This window comes from Snodgrassella sp. ESL0323 (genome assembly GCF_013346865.1).
Lineage (GTDB): Bacteria > Pseudomonadota > Gammaproteobacteria > Burkholderiales > Neisseriaceae > Snodgrassella > Snodgrassella alvi.
Window position 1 is genome coordinate 38,929 of sequence record NZ_JAAEDT010000011.1, and the last position, 18,405, is coordinate 57,333.

Annotated in this window: 22 protein-coding genes and 1 tRNA gene; 21 read left to right on the plus strand and 2 right to left on the minus strand. The window is 40.5% G+C overall.

Annotated features, from left to right (window positions below; translation table 11 throughout):
* The first annotated feature begins 209 nt into the window (after positions 1-209).
* From GY065_RS02315 to GY065_RS02385, 15 genes are all read left to right on the plus strand, one after another.
* On the plus strand, positions 210-737 hold the full coding sequence (locus GY065_RS02315) for a DUF6882 domain-containing protein (protein WP_174832943.1): 528 nt from the start codon (positions 210-212) through the stop codon (positions 735-737).
* A gap of 320 nt (positions 738-1,057) precedes the next feature.
* Positions 1,058-2,848: a 2-isopropylmalate synthase gene (locus GY065_RS02320; RefSeq protein ID WP_174832944.1), complete on the plus strand. Its 1,791-nt coding sequence runs from the start codon at positions 1,058-1,060 to the stop codon at positions 2,846-2,848.
* 482 nt (positions 2,849-3,330) lie between these two features.
* The gene (gene ureA, locus GY065_RS02325; protein ID WP_037392615.1) at positions 3,331-3,633 is read left to right on the plus strand and encodes an urease subunit gamma; all 303 of its coding nucleotides are present in this window, start codon (positions 3,331-3,333) and stop codon (positions 3,631-3,633) included.
* A 91-nt stretch (positions 3,634-3,724) separates the two neighbouring features.
* Entirely contained in the window at positions 3,725-4,039 is a 315-nt protein-coding gene (locus GY065_RS02330; protein ID WP_025330074.1) for an urease subunit beta, read from the plus strand.
* A 103-nt stretch (positions 4,040-4,142) separates the two neighbouring features.
* The gene (gene ureC / locus GY065_RS02335; protein WP_174832945.1) at positions 4,143-5,864 is read left to right on the plus strand and encodes an urease subunit alpha; all 1,722 of its coding nucleotides are present in this window, start codon (positions 4,143-4,145) and stop codon (positions 5,862-5,864) included.
* Between the two features lie 30 nt (positions 5,865-5,894).
* Entirely contained in the window at positions 5,895-6,410 is a 516-nt protein-coding gene (ureE, locus tag GY065_RS02340) for an urease accessory protein UreE (RefSeq protein WP_084551345.1), read from the plus strand.
* Positions 6,411-6,423: 13 nt separating this feature from the next.
* Positions 6,424-7,143 (plus strand): urease accessory protein UreF, encoded by a 720-nt coding sequence (locus GY065_RS02345; RefSeq protein WP_174832946.1) that lies wholly within the window; start codon positions 6,424-6,426, stop codon positions 7,141-7,143.
* Between the two features lie 22 nt (positions 7,144-7,165).
* A complete protein-coding gene (locus tag GY065_RS02350; RefSeq protein WP_174832947.1) occupies positions 7,166-7,723 on the plus strand; it encodes a HupE/UreJ family protein in 558 nt (185 codons plus the stop codon).
* A 151-nt stretch (positions 7,724-7,874) separates the two neighbouring features.
* A complete protein-coding gene (gene ureG, locus GY065_RS02355; RefSeq protein ID WP_041879290.1) occupies positions 7,875-8,510 on the plus strand; it encodes an urease accessory protein UreG in 636 nt (211 codons plus the stop codon).
* On the plus strand, positions 8,510-9,322 hold the full coding sequence (locus tag GY065_RS02360) for an urease accessory protein UreD (protein WP_174832948.1): 813 nt from the start codon (positions 8,510-8,512) through the stop codon (positions 9,320-9,322). The genes ureG and GY065_RS02360 overlap by 1 nt, the downstream gene beginning before the upstream one ends.
* A 256-nt stretch (positions 9,323-9,578) precedes the next feature.
* Positions 9,579-10,688 (plus strand): hypothetical protein, encoded by a 1,110-nt coding sequence (locus GY065_RS02365; RefSeq protein ID WP_174832949.1) that lies wholly within the window; start codon positions 9,579-9,581, stop codon positions 10,686-10,688.
* A 128-nt stretch (positions 10,689-10,816) separates the two neighbouring features.
* Positions 10,817-11,494 (plus strand): XRE family transcriptional regulator, encoded by a 678-nt coding sequence (locus tag GY065_RS02370; RefSeq protein WP_174832950.1) that lies wholly within the window; start codon positions 10,817-10,819, stop codon positions 11,492-11,494.
* Between the two features lie 452 nt (positions 11,495-11,946).
* Positions 11,947-12,168 (plus strand): hypothetical protein, encoded by a 222-nt coding sequence (locus tag GY065_RS02375; RefSeq protein ID WP_037475708.1) that lies wholly within the window; start codon positions 11,947-11,949, stop codon positions 12,166-12,168.
* Between the two features lie 33 nt (positions 12,169-12,201).
* Entirely contained in the window at positions 12,202-12,444 is a 243-nt protein-coding gene (locus GY065_RS02380; RefSeq protein WP_174832951.1) for a hypothetical protein, read from the plus strand.
* A 73-nt stretch (positions 12,445-12,517) separates the two neighbouring features.
* The gene (locus tag GY065_RS02385) at positions 12,518-12,727 is read left to right on the plus strand and encodes a hypothetical protein (RefSeq protein WP_174832952.1); all 210 of its coding nucleotides are present in this window, start codon (positions 12,518-12,520) and stop codon (positions 12,725-12,727) included.
* 398 nt (positions 12,728-13,125) lie between these two features.
* On the opposite strand, the gene GY065_RS02390 is transcribed toward GY065_RS02385, so the two are convergent.
* Complete coding sequence (locus tag GY065_RS02390; RefSeq protein WP_037475699.1) at positions 13,126-13,476, minus strand: hypothetical protein; 351 nt, start codon at positions 13,474-13,476, stop codon at positions 13,126-13,128.
* 360 nt (positions 13,477-13,836) lie between these two features.
* On the opposite strand from GY065_RS02390, the gene GY065_RS13530 reads away from it, so the two are divergent.
* On the plus strand, positions 13,837-13,920 hold the full coding sequence (locus GY065_RS13530; protein ID WP_371731930.1) for a hypothetical protein: 84 nt from the start codon (positions 13,837-13,839) through the stop codon (positions 13,918-13,920).
* 391 nt (positions 13,921-14,311) lie between these two features.
* On the opposite strand, the gene GY065_RS02400 is transcribed toward GY065_RS13530, so the two are convergent.
* Positions 14,312-14,387, minus strand: a tRNA-Ala gene (locus tag GY065_RS02400).
* 240 nt (positions 14,388-14,627) lie between these two features.
* Between GY065_RS02400 and mltG the strand changes: the two genes are divergently transcribed.
* The 5 genes from mltG to GY065_RS02425 are packed head-to-tail and all read left to right on the plus strand — an operon-like array spanning position 14,628 to position 18,405.
* Positions 14,628-15,632: an endolytic transglycosylase MltG gene (gene mltG, locus GY065_RS02405; RefSeq protein WP_174832954.1), complete on the plus strand. Its 1,005-nt coding sequence runs from the start codon at positions 14,628-14,630 to the stop codon at positions 15,630-15,632.
* A 15-nt stretch (positions 15,633-15,647) separates the two neighbouring features.
* Positions 15,648-16,274, plus strand: coding sequence for a dTMP kinase (tmk, locus tag GY065_RS02410; RefSeq protein ID WP_174832955.1), 627 nt, complete (start codon positions 15,648-15,650; stop codon positions 16,272-16,274).
* The gene (gene holB, locus GY065_RS02415) at positions 16,271-17,260 is read left to right on the plus strand and encodes a DNA polymerase III subunit delta' (protein ID WP_174832956.1); all 990 of its coding nucleotides are present in this window, start codon (positions 16,271-16,273) and stop codon (positions 17,258-17,260) included. The genes tmk and holB overlap by 4 nt, the downstream gene beginning before the upstream one ends.
* Positions 17,261-17,269: 9 nt before the next feature.
* Positions 17,270-17,629 carry a PilZ domain-containing protein gene (locus GY065_RS02420; RefSeq protein WP_037475690.1) on the plus strand — a complete coding sequence of 120 codons (360 nt, stop codon included), beginning with the start codon at positions 17,270-17,272 and terminating at the stop codon, positions 17,627-17,629.
* The gene (locus tag GY065_RS02425; RefSeq protein WP_174833041.1) at positions 17,629-18,405 is read left to right on the plus strand and encodes a YchF/TatD family DNA exonuclease; all 777 of its coding nucleotides are present in this window, start codon (positions 17,629-17,631) and stop codon (positions 18,403-18,405) included. The genes GY065_RS02420 and GY065_RS02425 overlap by 1 nt, the downstream gene beginning before the upstream one ends.

Sequence of the window (18,405 nt, forward strand, 5' to 3'; positions counted from 1 at the left end):
ATCTGATTTGCATACTGATAGAGTGGTAAGTACTTGAAGATAAATGATAAATAAATATAATAATATTGTGAATAAATATATGTTATATTTATTTAATTATATAAAATGGTTTAGAGATTAATAATTATTATGATCTAGTTCAATTATTTGTATTAATCAATATATTAAATAATTTTTTCTTAACCAGTGTTATAAACAGGGGATAGAACATGGGTAATTTCTTAAAAAAACTTTTTGGCGGAAAAGAAAAAAATACTGATCAGCATACAACAGAACTTTCCGAGCCAGAGCTTACCATTGCACGCGCAAATAACGAAATACAATTACGCACACAGATAGCGATAGATACTTGGGGTCTTGATACTGCTGAATGGAGTGCAGACCTTAATACCGGTACGATTACTTTTGTCAATGATGAAAAAAAACTGATGGTAACTGCCCCAGTACAAATAGTTGGTACATACAATACTGAAGACAATACCTGGTTATGGGGGTGGGATCACCCTTCAGTCAGTGAATCGCTCCGTGTAGCTGCACAAAAAGTACGAGATTTTGGTATAGAATATAATCTGGAAAAACTCACCACTCGCAAACTTGAGATTTCTATGGATGATGCCTGGGAATTTGCCGCACTTGCGTGTTATCTCAGCGACGGTGAAGGCTGTTATACCGGTTCGGCAGACTCAACGAAAATATTAATGGTATATGGTACAGTGACAGTAAGTAATAAAGATTAAGCCACTGTTTGGTAGTACTATAGAATATTAAGTATCCGCAGATTAAGAGATTTTAGTATTGTCATAAAAGCATATCTGGCAAATCATAATCATATCCGGTTACCAGATAACCGCCGTTTATCGAAAGATAAACCGGCGGTTTTTATCAAAAGTATAAGCTCAAAAATAATTATCTCTTTTTTGTCCAAAATGTCTAAATAAAATTATTCTATTAAGAAAAATATAAATTTAACTTGCTTTAATGTCTAATTTTACGTATATTAGTTTAATAGAATATATTGTAGCACAATAAAATGAGTAAATTGGACAAAAGGTCAGTTATGCAATTGAATATAGACCGCTTAATTGCCTATTTTGGTGGCGTCAATGCTTTAGCAGAGGCACTCAAACAACATTATCCGGATAATGCTGCTTCTACAGCTGCTATTTATAAATGGCGTAAGCGTGGTTCATTACCATTAAATCAGTTACAAAAAATTATTCTGATGGCTGAGAAACAAAATAAGCCGCTGGATATCAATGCATTTATGCAACACAATAACACTACCTTGGAGAGACCAAGAATGACCAGTACCAATAATCGAGTCATCATATTTGACACCACCCTGCGCGATGGAGAACAGTCGCCGGGTGCAGCCATGACCAAAGAAGAAAAAATCCGCATCGCACGCCAGTTGGAGAAATTAGGTGTAGATGTAATTGAGGCAGGATTTGCTGCTGCCAGCCCGGGTGATTTTGATGCTATTCACAGTATCGCCGAAATTATTCAGAATGCAACGGTATGTTCACTGTCACGGGCTAATGAACGAGATGTACGTAAGGCCGGAGAAGCCATTGCACCGGCAAAGCGCAAACGCATTCATACTTTTATAGCTACCAGCCCGTTGCATATGGAACATAAACTGCGCATGAAACCGCAACAGGTAAAAGAAACCGCCGTTAAAGCAGTAAAAATTGCACGCGAATATACTGATGATGTGGAATTTTCCTGCGAAGATGCATTGCGCAGTGATATCAATTTTCTTGCCGAGATTTGTCAGGCAGTTATTGAGGCAGGTGCTACTACCATCAATATTCCGGATACAGTCGGTTATGCCATTCCTTTTCAGACTGAAGCATTTTTCCGTGAATTGATTCAGAAAACACCAGGCAGTGATAAGGTTATCTGGTCGGCACACTGTCATAATGATCTCGGGCTGGCCGTAGGAAACTCACTGGCCGCCGTAAGTGGTGGAGCACGACAGGTGGAGTGTACTATTAATGGTCTAGGTGAACGGGCAGGTAATGCCAGTCTGGAAGAAGTAGTCATGGCACTGAAGACCCGTCACGACATTTTTGGTCTGGAAACCAATATTGATACCACACAAATTGTTTCTACCTCAAAAATGGTTTCTACAGTTACCGGTTATCCTGTCCAGCCAAATAAAGCCATTGTAGGCGCCAATGCTTTCTCCCATGAATCCGGTATCCACCAGGATGGGGTGCTGAAATGCCGCGAAACTTATGAAATCATGTCTGCTGAATCAGTTGGCTGGAGTACAAACCGGCTTACACTGGGTAAACTTTCCGGACGTAATGCTTTCCGGACTAAATTACAGGAGCTGGGTATCGAGCTGGATAGTGAAGAAGCACTGAATGCAGCCTTTGCCCGCTTTAAAGAGCTGGCAGATAAAAAACGTGAAATTTTCGATGAAGACCTGCATGCGTTGGTTTCAGATGAGCTGGTTAGCCGTGCACCGGATCGTTACAAATATGTATCTCTGAGTATTCACAGTGAAACCGGAGAAGAACCGGTAGCAGAAATTGTTTTTAATCTGGATGGAAACGAAAAACGGGCCAGCGGTCATGGTTCAGGACCGGTTGATGCGGTATTCAAAGCCATTGAATCTGAAGCGCACAGCACAGCCGATTTACAACTGTATTCCGTTAATGCCATTACTGCCGGTACCGAAAGTCAGGGTGAAGTTACCGTTCGTCTGTCGCGTGAAGGTAATCTGGTAAGCGGACAGGGTGCTGATACAGATATTATTGTTGCCAGTGCCAAAGCTTATCTGTCTGCTTTGAATAAGCTGGATAGTCAGCCGAGGATTAAAGCTCAGGGTGTGATTTAATCAGTGCAAAGCAAGTTTAAAGGCTTAAAAATTAAATAATTTAAAATGCCTGCTTCTGTTACGGTATAAGTAATCAGAGCAAGCATTTTTATATAAGGATTTTCGATTTAACTGTACAAACTGTTTTATTTAAGTTTATTATGTTTTTATAACATTTGTTTAATAAATTTGAGTTTAAATAAGGATTTTGAAAGCTAATTTTTTTTATTCAAATTTAATCCGATTATGAAATATATAAAACATTTTCTATGGTCGAGTGCCATATTTACTATTCCTGTAACAAATGCTTTTGCGAATGTGGATAAAAATAGTACCGCCTATAAAGCCGGGTTTATCTTAGGCAGAATATCTTTAATTATTTTTCTAAGCCTGATCATTTATAAAATTTATCAATATTACAAAGATAGATAAATCTATCTAAGATATATAATAAAGTCATATTAAAATTAATTCATCAATCCAATAATTTACAGAGAGAAACTATGCACTTAACCAGTCGTGAACAGGAAAAACTGATGCTGTTTCTGGCAGGAGAACTTGCGGCCAGACGCCGGGCGCGGGGAGTAAAACTGAACTATCCAGAAGCGATAGCTTATATCAGCAGCCAGCTGCAGGAAGCTGCGCGGGACGGTATGAGTGTGGCAGAACTCATGCAGTACGGAGCAACACTGCTCACCACTGCTGATGTTATGGAAGGTGTTGCTGATATGGTAGATGAAGTCCAGATTGAAGCTACTTTTCCGGACGGGACAAAGCTGGTTACCGTACATCAGCCTATCCGCTGAAATAAACGTCAGTTATTCTGAGATTAGCTGCAGGCGAATTATTATTAAACAGCAAATAATATCTGCTCAAAACAAATTCAGGAGAAACAGCATGATTCCGGGAGAATATATTCTGGCCGCAGATGACATCATGGCCAATCAGAACCGCCGTACAATGACCATTGTGGTCATCAATCGTGGTGACCGTCCGATACAAGTGGGTTCCCACTATCATTTTTATGAAACCAATCCGGCACTTGAGTTTGAGCGGGAACAGACACGCGGCATGCGTCTGAATGTTCCTTCCGGTAACGCAGTCCGGTTTGAACCCGGAGAATCGAAAACGGTAGAACTGACGGAGTTTGGCGGGCACAAAAAAATATTTGGTTTTCATAATGCCATAAATGGCAGCGTAAACAGTGAATAATTTATCCGTCTGAGCAATAACAGATTGATGTAAATATTCTGATTAATAGCAAAAATAACTTACCGAAAAATCGATACAAATTATTTAGACAGAGAAACCAGCTATGAGCCTGAAAATTTCCCGCCGGCAATATGTTGCTACTTACGGACCAACAGTAGGCGATAAAGTACGTTTGGGTGATACTGAATTATTTGCAGAAGTAGAGCGTGATTTGCTTACATATGGTGACGAAGGAAAATTCGGTGGTGGTAAATCCATCCGGGACGGAATGGCACAGTCTGCTACAGCAACGCGCAGTAATGAAAATGTGCTTGATATGGTTATCACTAATGTACTGATACTGGACTATTGGGGCATTGTAAAAGCTGATATTGGTATTCGTGACGGCAAAATTGTTGCTGTAGGTCAGTCGGGGAATCCGGATACAATGGACGGAGTGCACCCCAGAATGATTATTGGTGCTGCTACCGAAGTGCATAATGGTGCCAACCTGATTGCGACCGCAGGCGGGATTGATACCCATATTCACTTTATTTCTCCGCAACAGATTACTCATGCCATCGAATCGGGTATTACTACCATGATTGGCGGTGGTACTGGTCCGGCCGATGGTACCAATGCCACCACAGTCACACCGGGCGCATGGCATATTCAGAAAATGTTACAGGCTGCTGAACAAGCGCCGGTTAACCTTGGTTTTTTTGGTAAAGGTAACTGTGGCACTCCGGAGCCGCTGCGTGAACAGATAAATGCCGGAGCACTGGGGTTAAAAATCCATGAAGACTGGGGAGCTACAGCCGCTGTCATCGATGCATCATTACGGGTGGCCGATGAGATGGACGTGCAGGTGGCAATTCATACTGATACGCTGAATGAAGGCGGTTTTCTTGAAGATACCATGCGTGCAATTAATGGCCGTGTAATCCATACCTTTCATACTGAAGGTGCAGGTGGCGGGCATGCTCCGGATATTATTAAAGCTGCGATGTATCCGAATGTATTACCGGCTTCCACCAATCCTACCCGTCCGTTTACAGTTAATACCATAGACGAACATCTGGATATGCTGATGGTGTGCCATCATCTGGATAAAAGTGTAGCAGAAGATGTGGCGTTTGCTGATTCACGTATTCGTCCAGAAACCATAGCTGCCGAAGATATTTTGCATGATATGGGTGTTTTTTCGATTATGAGTTCAGATTCGCAGGCTATGGGCAGAGTGGCAGAAGTGATTCTGCGAACATGGCAAACTGCCGATAAAATGAAACAGCAGCGCGGACATCTGGCTGAAGAAACAGGTGCGAATGACAATTTCCGTATTAAGCGATATCTGGCGAAATACACCATTAATCCGGCTATTGCCCAAGGCATCAGTGATTATGTCGGCTCAATTGAAGCAGGTAAAATTGCCGATTTGGTTCTGTGGAAACCGGCATTTTTTGGGGTTAAGCCGGAAATTATTATCAAGGGCGGCAGCATCAGTTATGCACGTATGGGTGATCCGAATGCCTCCATTCCGACACCGCAGCCAGTTATTTACCGGCCGATGTTTGGTGCGCTGGGGCGTGCTGTTCAGGATACTGCTGTGTTATTTGTCTCTCAGGCAGGGGTGGATAATGATATTCGCAAAAAATACGGTTTATCTAAACAGACTCTGCCAGTGCATAATTGCCGTGCAATCGGTAAAAAAGACCTGATTCACAATAATGCTATGCCGGAAATCAGCGTAAATCCGGAAACTTATGAAGTGCAGGTGAATGGCGAACATATTACCTGTAAACCAGTAAATAAAGTGGCTTTGGCGCAGCGATATTTTCTGTTTTAATATGCAATAATATTTTTTATAAAACCACAAATGAATCTAATTATCCAAACCATTATCGGCAATCTGCAAACTCTTAAACAGGAAAAGCAGATTACTACTCAGATGCTGGATACTGTCTGCCTGCAATGGTTTGAAGCAGACCGGCGCATTATCCGTACTACAACTGCCGGCGGGCGCGAAATTGCTTTTCGCCTGCTGAAAGAGGGGCAGCGACTGCATCATGATGATGTGGTTTATCTGGATAAACAGCTGGTCATTGCAGTGCAAATCGAACCAAGTGAAGTCATGGTACTTGCTCCGCAAACTTTGCCGGAAATGGCACGTGCCTGCTATGAAATCGGTAATAAACACACACCATTGTTTCTGGATGGTAATGAATTGCTATTACCGTTTGATAAACCTTTATTTGAGTGGCTGCAGGCTGCCGGATTCGCACCGACACGTCAGCAACGAAGATTAAGTGAACAGTTGCGGGCTAATTCAGCGCCTGGTATCGGCGCAGGACACAGCCATAGCCATGATATAACCGGCCATCACCATCATTAATGAATTGCACTATATGTCCGGCTCAGACCGAAAAATTGATATAGAAACACTGACACGCGCAGGATTATTGCTGCAACTGGCCGACCCGACGCTACCAATCGGTGGTTTTAACCATTCCGGAGGGCTGGAGACTTTTGTTCAGCAGGGCATTATTTATGATGCTGTTACACTGAAAGCATTTGCTGAAACACAGCTAAAGCAAAACTGGTTACATAATGATGGTGCTTACATGTCTCTGGCTTATACTGCTGCTACTGAACATAATCTGAATGCTCTGATATCTTTGGACAGGCAGATAGGGGCGACAAAAATCGCACGTGAATTACGGGAAAGTAGTTATAAGCTCGGCATACGTCTGCTGAAAATTTTTGCACCACATACCAGCGCAGCAATAGTGGTTTCCTATCAGGCTGCGTTAACAGCACAGCAGGTACGCGGGTTTTACCCGCTGGTATTTGGATTACTTGCTGCATCCTTGCAACTGGATAAAGCGGCAGCATTGCAGGCATTTTATTACAATGCGGTAGTAGGTTTAGTTACCAACGGAGTTAAGCTGATACCGCTCAGCCAGATGGCCGGACAGGAAATGTTAATTGAATTGCATGCAGTAATAGCTCATATCGTTATTGCAAGTATGCAACCGCAACAACAGCAACTTGGCGCTACAACACTGGCAACGGACATTCGGGCAATGCAGCACGAGCGTTTGTATAGCCGTTTGTATATGAGTTAATGTCTCAACACTGGAGGAAAACATGAAAAAAATATTTGCTTTGTTATTATTAACCCCGGCATTTGCTTTTGCTCATCCCGGACACCTTACCGAAGGCTGGATGGCAGGTGTTCAGCATCCGCTCAGTGGTTGGGATCATCTGCTGGCTATGGTAGCAGTGGGTTTATGGGCGGCAACTTTTCAGGGTAAAGCACGCTGGCTGATTCCTGTTACTTTTGTCAGTGTGATGACTGCCGGATTTGTGATGGGAGCGCAGGATATCCGAATACCAATGCTGGAGCAGGGGATTGCCGCTTCCGTACTGGTATTGGGGCTGGCTGCGGCCTGGCTGAAAAAAGTACCGGCAGGTGCTGCTATGCTGGTGGTTGGTCTGTTTGCTTTGTTTCATGGTATCGCACATGGTGCCGAAATGGGCTCACACGGTGCATTCAGTTATGCCTGTGGCTTTATTATTGCAACGGCGGCTTTGCATGCCCTTGGATTTGCACTGGGTACAATAATGAGTAAACATCAGTGGGTGTTGCGGTTTACCGGCAGCGTGATTGGTTTGATTGGTTTCGGTATGCTGTTTGCAGGCTGATAACAATACCCGGATAAAATCAGTTCAGACAGAAGTGGCTTCTGAACTAATTGTTTAATAAACAAGCTGTTCTGTCTGAATAGAAGCAGCTGAGTTATTCGTGAAACACTGTATCAATCCGAATAAATGGAATCGATGCAGAAGGAGCACCATGCGTGAATACATTAAAATCGGCGTTGCCGGTCCGGTAGGTTCCGGTAAAACTGCACTGATTGAAAAACTTACCCGTCATATGGCTCAGGAATATAGTATTGCGGTGATTACCAATGATATCTATACGCAGGAAGATGCTGAATTTCTGACTAAAAACAGCCTGTTGCCACCAGAACGAATTATGGGCGTAGAAACCGGTGGCTGTCCGCATACTGCCATTCGTGAAGATGCCAGTATGAATTTGGAAGCAGTAGATGAAATGACAGCACGCTTTCCAGATATTCAGATCGTATTTATCGAAAGTGGTGGTGATAATCTTTCAGCTACTTTCAGCCCTGATCTGGCTGATGTTACGCTGTTTGTTATAGATGTGGCACAGGGAGAAAAAATTCCGCGCAAAGGCGGACCGGGTATTACCCGTTCTGATTTGCTGGTTATCAATAAAACTGATTTAGCGCCGTATGTGGGTGCCAGCCTTGAAGTGATGCAGCATGATGCGCAGCGTATGCGAAAAGGGCAGCCATTTGTATTTACCAATCTGATGGCAGAGGAAGGTATTAACACTGTAATCAAATGGATTAAAAAATACGCCTTACTTGAGAACACAGACGAACCAGCCGGTCTGATACGTTAATGCACAGCCGTTTACATCTAACTACTCAGCTAAACCGGCACGGACAGACTACCTTTGCCAGTTGCTTTTATACACCACCGCTGAAAATTCTACCTTTACCGCAAATGATATCACCGGTATGGTCGCAGGCTTTGCCGGCGATACAAATGAGTTCATCACCGGGATTACTGGCAGGGGATAGTATTGATATTGATATAGAGCTGGCGGAACAAACCCAATTGTATTTGTTTACCCAGGCATTTACCCGGGTGCAATCCATGCCGGCTGCTACGGAAGCACAGCAGCATACCCGTATCTACTTGCATGAACACAGCCGGCTATGCTATCTGCCTCATCCTTTGGTATTGCATCGTGATGCAGCTTTAACACAAACCATGCACATTACTCTGTCAGATAACTGTCAGCTCATTCTAGGTGAAATCATAGCCTGCGGTCGCGTGCTTAATCAGGAAAGCTGGGATTTTCGCTATCTGTCTTCACGCATTAACATTGATTACCGACAGCAGACATTGCTTAATGACAATATATACTGGCATCCGCACCAGCAGCCGTTAAATGTACTGGGACAGATGGAGCAATATACCCATCAGGCTTGTCTTTACTATGTCAATACCGCTGCCAGCAAAAACGAAATCCAGCAATTGGTTAACGAAATCTATTCTGCACTACAGCCAGACTGGCCGTTAGAAAATAATCAATATCTGTGGGGGATTACTCAGGCGGCCGATTGTGCTTTATGTATACGTGCATTAGGGTTGAGCGCAGAAACATTACAGCAGATATTAGAACAAACAGCATATTATTTAAGTTAATACACTCTTATACTGATCCGGAAAATGACTAGAATGAGTTGATATTATTGTTAGTTATTTAATATTTTTTGTGTCAATATCTTTTGTTTTTAGGTAATATTAATAATAAAATTTTATATAATATGCATAAATCTCAACTTCATTAATAACTTTAAAGTAATTGTTAGCACCAATTTTTTTAATTGCTATGGTAATTCCAGTAAGTGAGATATAAATAAAATAGTTATGATGTTTAAAATTGTAAAAGATATAACTTATGACTTACTACATAAATCTTTTTTCACCGGAAACCTATGAAGCTTTTACCCGTTCTGATAGAACTGTTAGTGGTTTTCGTATCAGGCATCAGAGTTTAGCAGCAAAGCTTAAAACCGGGGATATCCTAGTTTGTTATATTACTCGATTATCTCGCTGGTGTGGTTTGCTTGAAGTGATTGATAATTGTCCATTTCAAGATAATACTCCTATTTTTGTAGAAAATAATGATCCGTTTATCTTGCGTTTTCATGTGCGAACAAAAGTATGGTTATCTTTACCTGATTCAATCCCTATTCGTGACGATAAAATCTGGCAGCACCTTTCTTTTACTCAGTCATATCCTAAAAATAGTGGTATCTGGACCGGTATTCTGCGAAACAGTTTAAATAAACTTAATGATAAAGACGGAGAGTTATTGGCGAAGATGCTATCGATGCAGGCTAATAATCCTTTTCCATATCCTTTAGATGAAAAAGAGCTGAAAAACTTAAAAAAGCATACTGTAAATCGTGTTGAAAAAGTTATTGAAGTTTCTGTACCTGAAAGTGAAGAATTATTAGAAAATAATGAAATTTGCATAAATAATGATGTCCGTGAATCAATTAAAATGCAGGCATTACTGGCTCAGATAGGAGCTTGTATGGGACATCGAATTTGGTTACCTAAGGCAGATCGCAGCAGAGTCTTAAAAGAATGGAAAAAAGATACCGAAGCTTTATTGGACAGATTACCGCTTAATTATGATGAGACGACATTAAGTACGATTGAACAAATAGATGTTATTTGGTTAAAAGGGCGTTCAATTGTTCGGGCGTTCGAAGTGGAACACACAACTTCAGTTTATTCAGGTTTATTAAGAATGGCTGATTTGCTTGCATTGCAACCGAATATGAATATTAAATTACATATTGTTGCACCTGATAGTCGGCAGGAAAAAGTTTTTCAGGAAATACTCAGACCGGTGTTTTCTCTATTGGAAAAAGGTCCTTTATCTGAAAGTTGTAGCTATATTTCATATAGTAAACTGAAAGAGCTGAGTAAACAAAAACATTTAGACAGAATGAATGATGGGGTATTGGATGATTATGATGAGCAAGCAGAATTGTAATATTTTATTTTAAATTATCAATCCAAAAGAGTTTCATTTTAGAATTTTAGTACAATCGCAATATGCTTAGATTATTGAAGCATTATCACATATGTGATAAATTTTAATCTTTTTCCAGAAAGCGATCTATGGCCACATTCGGAGAACGTCTGGCTAAGCTTCGTGAAAGTAAAAATCTTTCACAAGCTAAATTAGCAAAAATGGCGGGCGTTCCACAAAGTACAATCGCTCAAATAGAAACAGGCAGAAATAAAAGCACAAAAAGGATAATAGAGCTTGCAGAAGCTCTTGATACTACACCAAATTATTTATTAAATGGTGTAAAAGATTTAAGTGTAGTTCCGGTGTCCTCTGAAATTGGTAGTTATTCTGACAAAAATATTAGTAACGATATAGGGGCGTATGTGAAAATTCCGTATTATGATATCAGTTTATCTGCAGGTATTGGTAACGCAACTTGGATAGTTCGTGATACTCCGGATAAATTACTCTTCAGAGAAAGTTGGCTACAGAGAAGAGGTCTTAATGAGTCATCTCTTAAAGCAATGTATGTTCGTGGTGAATCCATGGAGCCCTTACTCTATGACATGGACACGATTTTGCTAGACATAAATGATTTAGAGATTGTAGATGGCAGTGTATATGCAATAATATTTAAAAATAGGTTATATATTAAAGAATTACGTAATTCTGAAGATGGTATTGATATCATTAGCTATCACCGAGATTATGAAACTATGCATGTAACGCAAGAAACATATGACCAGTTTAAAGTACTAGGTAAAATGGTCTGGCGAGGAGGCTAAAACTTCTAACTTGATACCGCTAACAATTAGCGGTTTTTTTTACAACAAATAATCACAAAAGTAATAATTAATTCATTTTAATAATCAAAATATTATCGATTTTAAGTTTAAATAATCACAAAATTGATTGCATATATTTAATTACAATTGTAATATATACCCATCGAACAAGTTAAAGAAATAAATGACTTCGTTATGAAACAGTATCGGTGAAAAGAAACAAAAAGAATGATTGACCAGATTGCCAGGCTTCATAGGTTTAGGATAAGCAAATACTTGTTTATTATTCTTGAAATTGTTTATCGGTCTTTTTTAAAAATTGCAGCTATAAACGGAAATGAAATGAGTTTAAAAAACACAGTAGATTTATTAAAAATAAGTGTATTTAAGTTTTTAGAACTCGGCAACAGTGCAACTCTCACTATTTAATCACTTTTAAAAAGGAGCTAATTATGCTGGAAATTGTTAAACCCTCAAAAGAAAGAATTAACTATCCGGTTGCTCGCAGGGATCCGGAATACGGATTTATTGTTCTGTTTTTTTCTGAAAGCCATGGAGTTGTTATTTCTACAACTGATGAAGACGAGTATAACATCGGAGACACCTCACTTAGTTGGTTATCTTGTAAAAATAGTGAAGACTGGGAACCAATAGATATAACAATTTCAGGATAAGAATAACTGGCTTAATAACAGCAGGAGAATGTGATGAAAATCAGCTTAACCAAAATAAAGCGACCTGATCGCGGTTTTGACTGGATGCATAAAGAAAGTGGTTTTGTAATATCCAAATACGCTATTATTAATAACCAACCTATTTTTGCCGTTTATTATGAAGGTAAAGCAGCGTTCTTCTCTTCTTTTAAAACAGCCAGGTATTTTATCTACCAGTGTTTTAACTCTCCCCAAGGTAAAAAAATTTTTAAACAAAAGTTAGAATGTATGCATTAATTTATCTGTATAACATAATACACAATAACAGATATTTGCCATAACAAATACGCCGGTCTACAAAGGAGAAGAAATGTGCAAATTATCGACCACCATTTTGGTGGTCTTTTTTACAACTACTATATTTGATATTAAACCTTCTCGGCTTACAAAAATGCAATGTGAAGGACAATGTCTGATGCAGATAAAACAGGAAGAAGCTGATAAGGAAATCAATTACATGAGAAAAATAATGGACAGTAAAGAATATAATCCGGTAAATGCTATTGTATTGGAACCTTAGTTATGATTATAGGTAAATGGTTTAACGAGGAAGCTAAAAACTTATAATTTAATATGACCAAAAAATAGCAATTTTACTATAAGATCACAAAATTAATCATATATATTCAATTACAATTGTAATATATCCTCATCAAGTAAATTAATTAAATTTATGATAAAAGCATTAAAGAGAGTTGAGGAAAGAAAACAAAGAATGGCTGGTCAGTTTACCGAACTTCTTAAGTTCAGTAGCAGAAGATTGGATTGCTGTACTGCTTGGCTATTATCAGTTTAAGACTGAGGCGGGTAGAGTAGCTTTGCGCTATAAATTACCTGTCCAAATTGCGCTTATGAAACAGCAGATGAGATGTGACTATTTGAAGCACCAATACAGGTTATATTGGGTGCTTTTTTAGTTTAATTATAATTATTTTGTTTTTCTATTTTTTGGATATGATCGTCAAGACCATGCGGATCAGAAGCCAAAGCCTGCAATTTTTTATCAATAGAGTGCTTAAAATATTCACACATACGTACTTTTTTGCTTACTTCAATTTTTTGAGCCGAATTTAGCATAATGGCTCGATCATCTTTTTCATATTGCACATAGAAAGCGGGGATATTACTGTTAGATTCCAGCTTTACAATCAATTCATCCCACCGTTTAAATAAATCCTGGCAGCTTTGCGGTAGGTTACTGGTACTGATTCTTTTTCCGCAAGCTGTTAAAGCCAGACAGCAACACATAATAAAAAAAAATTGTTTCATATTAAAATATTCTTTTTTAATTTCATATACAAAAGCATACCATCAAAAGTAATTAACGCCAAATCCGCATTTATTACAGATTTTTATATACCGGAATCATCGTTGAGGTGTTTTTAATAAAAAGAAATGTAGAAATGATCTTCTTTAAAAGAATCTCGGTGTGGTTGTGCTTACTGACAATCCTGGCTTAGTCTATACACAGAGAAACTTTCAAAATGCCAAGCAGAATTCACTTTTGCGTCAATTAGACCAGATGCAAGGTGTACTAGCTCAAGCTGCCATCTAGCCGATTGATACACACTCGCGTAATTATTTTGATTATCATAAATTGAATGTTAATTGAATGTTAATCCTCAAAAAATGCGAACAAACATTGAACACTATCTTATCCCATCAAGAGTGCAGCCACACGGCATAACTAGACTTGTTGGTGACTACCAATAAGAAAATACATCAAACAAAGGTATACGATGATCGACTTATCGGCCAGCCGGGTAGGTAGCATATTTCAAAACCAACAGTGACTTCACAGTGGAACAATTAGATACTTTGATTTTGTACGTACTATTTGCTGTGCTTATTATGGGAAAGGTTGATTAAAACCGCTTATACTTCGGTTGAACACCAAGCGGCTAGTCTAGCAAAAAGATGGTAAGAAGTTTGTATATATGAATGCACGATTGCAATGACAGATTAGGTTCTTGAAACAGACCCGCAACAGAAAAAATCTCTCACAATCGTAAGAAAAAAGCAGCATGACCCATGCAAAGATTTTGTAAATACAAAAATAGACGCTGGCGGGCGTCTAATTATATTTACTAATCAATATGTTAACTGGTGGAGGTAAGCGGGATCGAACCGCTGACCTCTTGCATGCCATGCAAGCGCTCTACCAACTGAGCTATACCCCCCACTGTGTGCAGCGAATTACTGCTGAATAGGTTGCGCATTTTACCTGAACTACCGAATTTTGCAAGCACTGATTCAATCTTTGCTGAGAATGAGAGAAAATATGATTTTCAACCGGTATGATTTTTGAATATAACACCTATCCCATAATAAACATGGATTGATAAAGTAGTCGCATCTGATAATTAAATTTATACTTACATGCTAACCCAGATTTTTTGTTCTCAAACAGGAAAGCGTTTATGCAACGCAAAAAAAGACAGACTATACTTTTAATATTAATAGGCTTACTAGTATTTGCGCTGGTGTGGGCAACACTTTTATTCCTGCCTAAAAGCAATACAGGCTATCGGTTAAAAGTACCGGCTGGCTACGGCATCAGTGGAGTAAGTCGTAATTTATCTGCTAATGATGTGATTTACAGCCGCTGGGTTTTTGTCGGTACTGCTTATATGCTGGGTATGGGAGATAAAATCCATCGGGGTAATTATCGCATTCCCCGTTCAGTTTCCAGCTGGCAAATTTTACAAAGGTTGCGCAACGGTAAACCAGACAGCATTACGGTGCAGATTATTGAAGGCAGTACATTTGCGCAAATGCGCAGGTTAATTGATAACACACCGGATATTGAGCATATTACGAAAGACTGGCCGGACAGCAAATTGTTACAGCAGCTAAATGCTGAAAGTAATTACACTCAGGCGGAGGGGCTGTTTTTTCCGGCTACTTATGATATTAGTTCAGACAGTAGTGATTTATCTCTTTATCAGCAGGCATTTAATACGATGCAGCGACATTTACAGGCTGCATGGGAAGAGCGTCGCAGTGATTTACCTTATCAGTCTGCTTATGATTTACTAATTATGGCCAGCCTGATTGAAAAAGAAACCGGCCATGCTGAAGACAGAAACAATGTAGCAGCTGTATTTGTCAACCGGCTTAATCAGCATATGAGATTACAAACAGATCCTACTGTCATTTATGGTATGGGTTCCCGTTATAAAGGCAAGATTGGAAAAGCGGATTTACGCCGTGATACACCATACAATACTTATACTCGTTCCGGTCTGCCGCCTACTCCTATTGCTTTGCCGGGTAAAGCAGCGCTCGAAGCTGCGGCACATCCGGCCAGTAACAATTATCTTTACTTTGTAGCGCGAAATGATGGTACAGGACGCAGCCAGTTCAGCCACAATCTGAATGAACATAATGCTGCTGTGCGCCAATATATCTTGAAAAAGCATTAACCGGGTTTACTATTGATGAAAGCAAAATTTATTACTCTGGATGGAATTGACGGTGCCGGTAAATCAACCAACCTCAATACCATACGTAACTGGTTTGAAAAACACCAGCTGCCGGTACTCTTTACCCGGGAACCCGGCGGTACGCCCATTGGTGAGGCATTACGCGAATTATTATTAAACCCGGCTACTCATGCTAATGCCCGTACTGAAACTCTGATGATATTTGCTGCACGTCAGCAGCATCTGGATGAGGTCATTAAACCGGCACTGGAAAAAGGCATACATGTAGTCAGTGATCGTTTTACCGATGCTACATTTGCCTATCAGGGAGGTGGACGTGGTTTACCACTGACAGATATCACTATTCTGGAAAACTGGGTGCAGCAAAGTTTTCAGCCCGATTTAACTTTATTACTGGATGTACCTCTTACAGTTGCACAGCAACGTCTCAGCCAGAATAGTCATCCTGATCGCTTTGAACAACTGGATACTGCGTTTTTTGAGCATACTCGCGCTGTCTACCTGGAACGTGCTGCGGCCACCCCCCGTCGCTATTCTGTTATTGATAGCAGTTTGAATCTTCAGGATGTGGCACAGCAAATTAACCACGGGTTAGCACAGTTGTTTGGATTAGATTCATGATTTATCCATGGCTTGAACCAGTCTGGCAACAGATAGCCCGGCACTGGCAACAACAACCGCATGCATGGCTGCTTTATGGTCATCCGGGAGTTGGTAAACGGGAATTTGCTGAATATCTGGCACAAGCATTATTGTGCGAGTCTCCGGGTACTAATCATCAGCCGTGTGGTGAGTGTACATCCTGTCATTTATACAGTCAGCACAGCCATCCCGATTTTCTGCTGGTTACCCCCGAAGAAACAGATGGCGAAGGCGGAGAGCGTAAACAGCCACTGATTAAGGTAGAAACTATACGTAACGTTCTGGATTTTGCCCATCTGAGTGCTCATCGTGGCGGCAAGCGTGTAGCTCTGATTTATCCGGCAGAAAATATGAATCTGCAAGCAGCCAACGCACTGCTGAAAATTCTGGAAGAACCGCCGCAAGGTATGGTATTTATTCTGGTAAGCCATCAGAAAGACCGTCTGTTACCAACAATTAAAAGCCGCTGTCGGCAAGTAGTGTTAACCATACCTGCGCCTGCACAGGCACTGGCTTATGCACAGCAGCAACACGGAGATAATGCAGCTGAACTGCTAGCCTTTCACGGCGGAGCCCCTTTGTTTAATGAGAACGACAGCCATACCCGGCTGCGTAACGAATTAATTACCTTGCTGGTTAAGCCGCGTCTGATTGCTTTGCTGGATTATGCTGCTACTTTTGATAAACACAAACTGGCTCTAGCTACTTTTCTCGACTGGCTGGCTAAATGGTTACTTGATCTGTCACTGGCTCAGCAAAATATGCAACCTATGTATTATCCTGGATGGACTAAAACATTAAATGAGATTAGCCAGCAAGCAGATACATTAGCGTTGTTTGCCTTAATTGATAAAGTAAACAAGCTTGCCCCTTACGGTAAACATACACTCAATGTTAAAATGCAGCTGGAAGATTTATTAATTGAATATCTGAATATTTGGCAGCAAAAAAACACAAAATCATAAAGGAAATTTATGGCTGAAGCTCCTGCTAATCTGCCGGGCAAAATGCTCAATTTAACAATACCCGATAAACCGGAACTGTATCGCAGTTATATGTCATTTTTGCAGCATGGTGGTCTGTTCGCTCCCACAACTGATACTTTTGAAATGGGAGAAGAATTATTACTCATTGTTAACTTACCGGAATTCAACGAAGCCAAATATTTGCGTACCAAAGTAGTGTGGATAAATACCGCTACTACTTCAAACGGTCAGCCACAGGGAATTGGGCTGGCATTTGGTAAAGATGAAGACAGTATTGCAGTAAAACAGTCGATTGAAGATATTTTGCCCGGATTACTGCTAAGCGAACGGACTACTTATACTTTATAATCATGCTTATCGATTCACACTGCCATTTAAATATGCCTGATCTGGCAGTCAGATTACCGCAAATACTGGAAAATATGGCTCAGGCAGACATAGGTCAGGCTATTGCTATTAGCGTAGACCGTACCAGCGCTGCTGAGGTACTGGCGCTGGCCGAACAGCATACAAACCTGTTTGCCAGCGTAGGTGTTCATCCTGAATATCAGAATTCAGCAGAAATGAGCGTGGATGAACTGGTTGCAGCTGCCCGACATCCAAAAGTAGTGGGTATCGGAGAAACCGGGCTCGATTATCATTGGTGTAGCGGAGATCTGGCATGGCAGCATCAGCGCTTCAGTACGCATATTCAGGCATCCAATCAGACCGGATTGCCTCTGATTATCCATACTCGGGAAGCTGCCAGCGATACATTGCGCCTATTGCGTGAAAATCAAGCACAACAAGGTGTGATTCACTGTTTTACAGAAGATACTGCATTTGCCAAAGCTATACTGGATTTGGGTTTTTATATTTCCTTTTCCGGAATTGTAACTTTCAAAAATGCCAGACAGATACAGGAAGCCTGTCGCTATGTTCCGTTAGACCGGATACTGGTGGAAACTGATGCTCCCTATCTGGCACCTGTGCCTAAACGCGGTAAACAAAATGAACCGGCTTACGTACGCTATACTGCCGAATTTGTAGCACAGCTGCGCGGAGACAGCATCACCAGCATTGAAGAAGCTACAACGGCTAATACCTATCGGCTTTTTAATAAAATTCCGCCAGTCCACAATTAG